This window comes from bacterium, assembly GCA_030247525.1.
Taxonomy (GTDB): domain Bacteria; phylum Electryoneota; class JAOADG01; order JAOADG01; family JAOADG01; genus JAOTSC01.
Map to the genome: position 1 here is coordinate 1 of JAOTSC010000209.1, position 5,097 is coordinate 5,097.

The 5,097-nt window shown below is 47.4% G+C and carries 7 protein-coding genes; all 7 read left to right on the plus strand.

All coding sequences use genetic code 11. The features are described 5' to 3' along the window. A partial coding sequence (locus tag OEM52_13810) for a 3-methyl-2-oxobutanoate hydroxymethyltransferase (protein MDK9701211.1) occupies positions 1–466 on the plus strand: 466 nt, incomplete at its 5' end. A 2-nt stretch (positions 467–468) separates the two neighbouring features. Continuing rightward, complete coding sequence (panC, locus tag OEM52_13815) at positions 469–1,317, plus strand: pantoate--beta-alanine ligase (protein ID MDK9701212.1); 849 nt, start codon at positions 469–471, stop codon at positions 1,315–1,317. Further along, positions 1,314–2,078 (plus strand): NTP transferase domain-containing protein, encoded by a 765-nt coding sequence (locus OEM52_13820; GenBank protein ID MDK9701213.1) that lies wholly within the window; start codon positions 1,314–1,316, stop codon positions 2,076–2,078. The genes panC and OEM52_13820 overlap by 4 nt, the downstream gene beginning before the upstream one ends. Continuing rightward, positions 2,078–2,581, plus strand: a complete 504-nt coding sequence (locus tag OEM52_13825) for a hypothetical protein (protein ID MDK9701214.1) — start codon at positions 2,078–2,080, stop codon at positions 2,579–2,581. Before OEM52_13820 ends, OEM52_13825 begins: the two co-directional genes overlap by 1 nt. A 156-nt stretch (positions 2,582–2,737) precedes the next feature. Continuing rightward, positions 2,738–3,124, plus strand: coding sequence for a ribosome silencing factor (gene rsfS / locus OEM52_13830; protein MDK9701215.1), 387 nt, complete (start codon positions 2,738–2,740; stop codon positions 3,122–3,124). After that, positions 3,114–4,775, plus strand: a complete 1,662-nt coding sequence (gene argS, locus OEM52_13835; protein MDK9701216.1) for an arginine--tRNA ligase — start codon at positions 3,114–3,116, stop codon at positions 4,773–4,775. The genes rsfS and argS overlap by 11 nt, the downstream gene beginning before the upstream one ends. 105 nt (positions 4,776–4,880) lie before the next feature. Beyond that, on the plus strand, positions 4,881–5,097 hold a 217-nt coding region (locus tag OEM52_13840; protein MDK9701217.1), incomplete at its 3' end, for a sugar kinase.

The following is a 5,097-nucleotide window of genomic DNA, read 5'->3' on the forward strand; positions in this document are numbered from 1 at the left end:
AGTAGAAGGTGGCAGTAAGCTCGTTCCTTTGATTCAAAAATTAGTGGATACCGGCGTACCTGTGATGGGACACTTGGGTTTGCAACCGCAAATGGTTTTACAATATGGTGGTTTTTTATTGCAAGGTAATTCGTGTGAAGCCGCCGAGAGAATGTTTTCCGAAGCTATTGCAATTCAAGAGGCCGGTGTTTTTAGCATTGTATTAGAAAAAATACCAGCAGAACTTGCAGAAAAGTTAACGCATGAGTTAAAAGTTCCAACAATTGGAATTGCCTCTGGTGTTAATTGTGATGGACAAATATTAGTCTATCATGATTTGTTGGGAATGCAACCGGAAGTGAACTTCAAATTTGTCCGAAGGTATGCCAATCTCGGTGACACCATTCAAACTGCAGTTAAGCAGTACGCTAATGATGTTCGAACGAAAGAATTTCCTTCAGTACAAGAAAGTTATTTTATAAACTAATTATGCATATCTTTCATACATCACGAGAACTACGGGAGTATTTGCGCGATAGGCGCGAGGAACCAATTGGTTTTGTTCCGACAATGGGTGCATTACATGTCGGACATGTATCGCTCGTAAAATTAGCGTTTGAGCATGCAGAAAATGTTGGTGTTTCAATCTTCGTAAATCCAACACAATTTTTGCCCGGAGAAGATTACACGAAGTATCCCCGTCCGCTGGAAAACGACCTCGCGCAATTGAAAGCGGTAGGCTGCGATTGGGTGTTTGTGCCGTCGGTAGAAGAAATGTATCCGATCGGTTCTGCCACCCGAGTTGATCCCGGTCACGTTGGGACGATTTTGGAAGGTACCTTTCGACCAGGTCACTTTACCGGTGTTGCAACAGTAGTGATACGACTCTTCGAGCTTATTCAGCCTGACGTTGCAGTCTTTGGACAGAAGGATGCCCAACAATGTGTGGTTATTCAAAGTGTTGTTCGTGACTTGGGAAACCCAGTCAAGATTGTGATTGGAAATACACTACGTGAAAAGGATGGACTTGCGTATTCTTCACGCAACCAGTATCTTTCGCCTGAGCATAGAATGCGAGCAAAAGGACTGTTTTTGTCCTTACGCGAAGGATTGAAAGTAGTTGCATCAACCGCCCGTTTTCCGGTTGGTGTACAAACTATGTATAAAACGATGCTTCAGTTCCAACCAACATCCATCGACTATTTAACTTTTGTCGATGGTACAACATTTGGGAAATCGCATTCTTTGGTAACTTGTCGTGCAGTGGGTGCCGTTCGTTTTGGCAATACCCGTCTGATTGATAATTTGTCACTAACTGATGTTGCGTCAGAGCTATGATTTTAAAAAGACCGTTACGTACAATTATCTTGGCAGCCGGCGAAGGCAAACGTATGAATTCGCCGCTACCGAAAGTACTTCATCCCATGTTAAACCGTCCCCTAATCCGTTGGGTGTGGGATACTGCTTTACAGTCAGGCTCAGAACGAATTGTAATAGTAGTTGGACATGGTAGACCTTTAGTAATGCAAGAAATGTCTTCGACCGATGCAGTTTTTGCAGTGCAATGGCAACAGCGAGGTACCGGCGATGCCGTTCAATCGGCAAAACGTGCGGTACATCACAGATACTCCGGTGATATACTTATCCTATCTGGAGACGTACCACTATTAACATCGAAGACAATTTCCTTGTTGAAGTACACCCATGAACGATCCAATGCGGTAGCGACAGTCTTGACGTTTCGCGCACCGCAGCCAGGTTCCTACGGGAGAATCATTCGTGACCGGAACCGAAAGATCAAGAAGATCGTTGAAGCTAAAGATGCCACACTGGAAGAACTGAGTGTCGATGAAGTGAACAGTGGCATCTACGTTTTTCAAGCAAAATGGCTTTGGCCGGAATTGGCGCGGCTCAAGCCGGAAAATGCACAAGGCGAGTATTACTTAACCGATGTAGTGAAGTCTGCAGTCGATCAAGGTTTACTGGTTGAAACAGTCGAAACGTCAGACCCAATCGAAGTCGAGGGGGTTAACACGATCGAGCAGCTTCATAGATTAGAGGCAATCGCATTAGAGCGGATGCACAAACGGGACGCGTAATGAGCCACAAAGCGGCAATTTTCTTGGCAGCGATTTTGATTCTCACTACCCCGGTCTGGGCGCAGTATAAGAATAAGTCGCAAAGCTTATGGGGTGGGACTTTCCAACCACCGTCGCTTGGTTTTTCGACATCGATGAAGGGTTTGATCGATCCTTCCAAACTCCACATGTCTCATCACTTCAGTTCAGGATACAGCAGCGGCGGTGGAGCAAGCGCACTTTCTGCAATGTACATGAATACAATGACTTACCAAGTGAATCCGAAATACCAGTGGGTAGTTGCCTTAGGTTATGCTGGTATGCGATCCAACTCGAGTCAGTTCGGTTTGAACAACAGTAGTGTTCCAGTTGGTGGTATTGGTTTCAATTGGATGCCAAAAGAAAATGTCTTGATTAGCGCCAGTTTTTCGCAAAATACGATGTTCAACTCATGGAGAACCAGTTACCGCTCCTACGATTGGGATCGGGAAAACCCGTGGTCGGTGGACGGCTTCGAGAAGTAAGTTGAATATTATTTCCTGACTCACGGGCGCTGGAGCAGCGCTCGTTTTTTATTGATACGTCTTACTACCGTTTGCAGGAATAGCGAAGGGCTATTGCATACGTTATATTGATGCGGTTTGGTTTCATCCCTATTCATTGATATTCGCTGGAGGCGTGTGACTTCTCTACAGTTTTCTCGCAAAATCGCTGCACTGCTCGATGAGAAACAGGCAACCGATATCTCGATAATCGATCTACGCAAGGTTCCGCAAGCTGCGGAATTTTTTGTGATTGCAACCGGTATGGTTGATCAGCATGTCCGTACCTTAGCCGACTACGTCGAAGATGAACTACGTTCCGGCAAGTTGAACCGGAAACCCCGTTCCCGCGAAGGGAAAGGGAATCTCTCCTGGGTCATCGTCGATTATGGTGACGTCGTAGTTCATATCTTCCGACCGGAGACTCGGAAGTATTACCAACTCGATAAACTTTGGGGGGATGTACCCCGCATTTCGGTAACCCCTGCCAGTCGTAAGAAAGTTTCTACTGAAGATGACGAATGATTTTCGAGCGGCGCTCCGCACACTATTAGACGCTGCCGCTGCCAGTTTAGCGATGAATCCGGAATCGGCTTCGGTCGAAGTAACTCGCGACGAAAAATTTGGCGACTTGACGACTAACGCTGCCATGGTGTGGGCGAAACCGTTAGGGAAGAATCCTCGTGTCCTTGCGCAAGAGATTATCGAACAATGGCAGTTTCCGAATGTAATCTTTGAGCGTGCTGAAATCGCAGGTCCCGGTTTTATAAACCTTCGCTTAACAAAGCAAGCGTTTGCCGGGATGATGGCTTCCATTCTTGATGAGAAAACTTCAATCAAGTATGGTCATCGCGAGCCGGGTCATCATACGAAAAAGTGGATTGTGGAATTTGTGTCGGCGAATCCGACCGGCCCCTTGAATGTGGTATCGGCGCGGGCGGCAGCTATCGGCGATTCGCTTGCCCGTATTCTCGATTCACAAGGGCATGAAGCTCATCGAGAATTTTACGTTAACGACGCCGGCAGGCAAGTACGATTGTTCGGAGCCTCGGTTTTAGCGCGGATGAAACAACTGCAAGGCGAGGACGTTTCGTTACCAGAGGAAGGATACCAAGGAGAGTATGTAACGCAAATCGCCCGCGAGGCGATAGCGGAGAAAATCCCTGTATCCGATCCGGAAACGCTGTCGCGCTGGTCAATTGAGCGAATGATACAACACCATCAAGCGACGATGGCAATGTATCGGGTCGAGTATCAGAAGTGGTTTCACGAGTCAGTACTACACAAGAAAAACGAAGTCAACGAAGTATTGGCGAAACTTGAAGCCGATGGATTTGTCTACGAGCAAGATGGGGCAAAGTTCCTGCGGACAACGGTTGACGGAATTGACGACAAGGACCGGGTCGTCGTCACGTCGCAAGGGAATCCGACCTACATCATGGCGGATTTGGCGTACCACCTCGATAAATATCGTCGGGGATTCGACCGCTCGATCAATTACCTTGGACCGGATCATCACGGCACGATTGCGCGATTGATGGTTGGTCTCAAAATGCTGGGCGTTCCCGACGGTTGGCACGAAATCAAACTGCTCCAGCAGGTGAATCTGTTACGCAATGGCGAAGTCGTCAAGATGTCGAAACGGGCGGGTGAAATTGTTACGCTTGACGATTTATTAGAGGAATTAGGGAATAACGAAACTGCCATTGATGTTGCACGATTCTTTTTCTTGCAACGCAAAGTTTCGACCCCGTTGGACTTCGATCTTTCATTAGCAGTAAAGCAGAGTGACGAGAATCCGGCGTTTTATGTCCAATATGCCCATGCCCGGATTTGCTCGATCCTCCGTCAAGAGGCGTTGCAGGAGGCGATATTACAGCCTTGGCAAGGAGAATCTATTGCATTACTACAAGAGCCGGAAACCCGCACAGTACTTCGAAAAGCGTTAGAGTATCCGTTGGTGTTGGAGCGGTGCATTGTCGCGCTTGATCCGAATGCTTTGACAACCTATCTAACCGAATTAGCTGCGGTGTTTCATAAGTTTTATCATCATCACCGGGTGATGGGACAGGAGAAAGAGCTGACCATCGCACGGGTTAAGCTGTTGCAAGCGGTCAAGAATATCCTTGCCGATGGATTAGGATTGTTGGGGATCACAGCTCCGGAACAGATGTAACTTGGGTGTATGTTAATCTCCTAATGCTTGCGGGCGGCTGCCAGCCGCCCCTACGATTGTCGGGCTGAGTCTTACGTAGTACGGAAGAGAGAATTGGAAGAAGTTATGGAATCAATTTTAGTGGTCGGATCGGCAGCGTTGGATACTATCGAAGCACCGACGGGAAAAGCGGAAGATTGTGTTGGCGGCTCGGCATTATACTTTTCGGCTGGCGCTTCATTATTCGCGCCTGTCTCGGTGGTGGCGATTGTCGGGAAAGATTTTCCATTTGACCAATTGGAATTCCTGAAACAACGGAAGGCCGATTTAAGCGGTTTAGAGA

Coding starts and splice junctions, on each gene's coding strand:
- panC (MDK9701212.1), top strand. CDS start 469: ATGCATATCTTTCATACATCACGAGAACTACGGGAGTATTTGCGCGAT.
- OEM52_13820 (MDK9701213.1), top strand. CDS start 1,314: ATGATTTTAAAAAGACCGTTACGTACAATTATCTTGGCAGCCGGCGAA.
- OEM52_13825 (MDK9701214.1), top strand. CDS start 2,078: ATGAGCCACAAAGCGGCAATTTTCTTGGCAGCGATTTTGATTCTCACT.
- argS (MDK9701216.1), top strand. CDS start 3,114: ATGACGAATGATTTTCGAGCGGCGCTCCGCACACTATTAGACGCTGCC.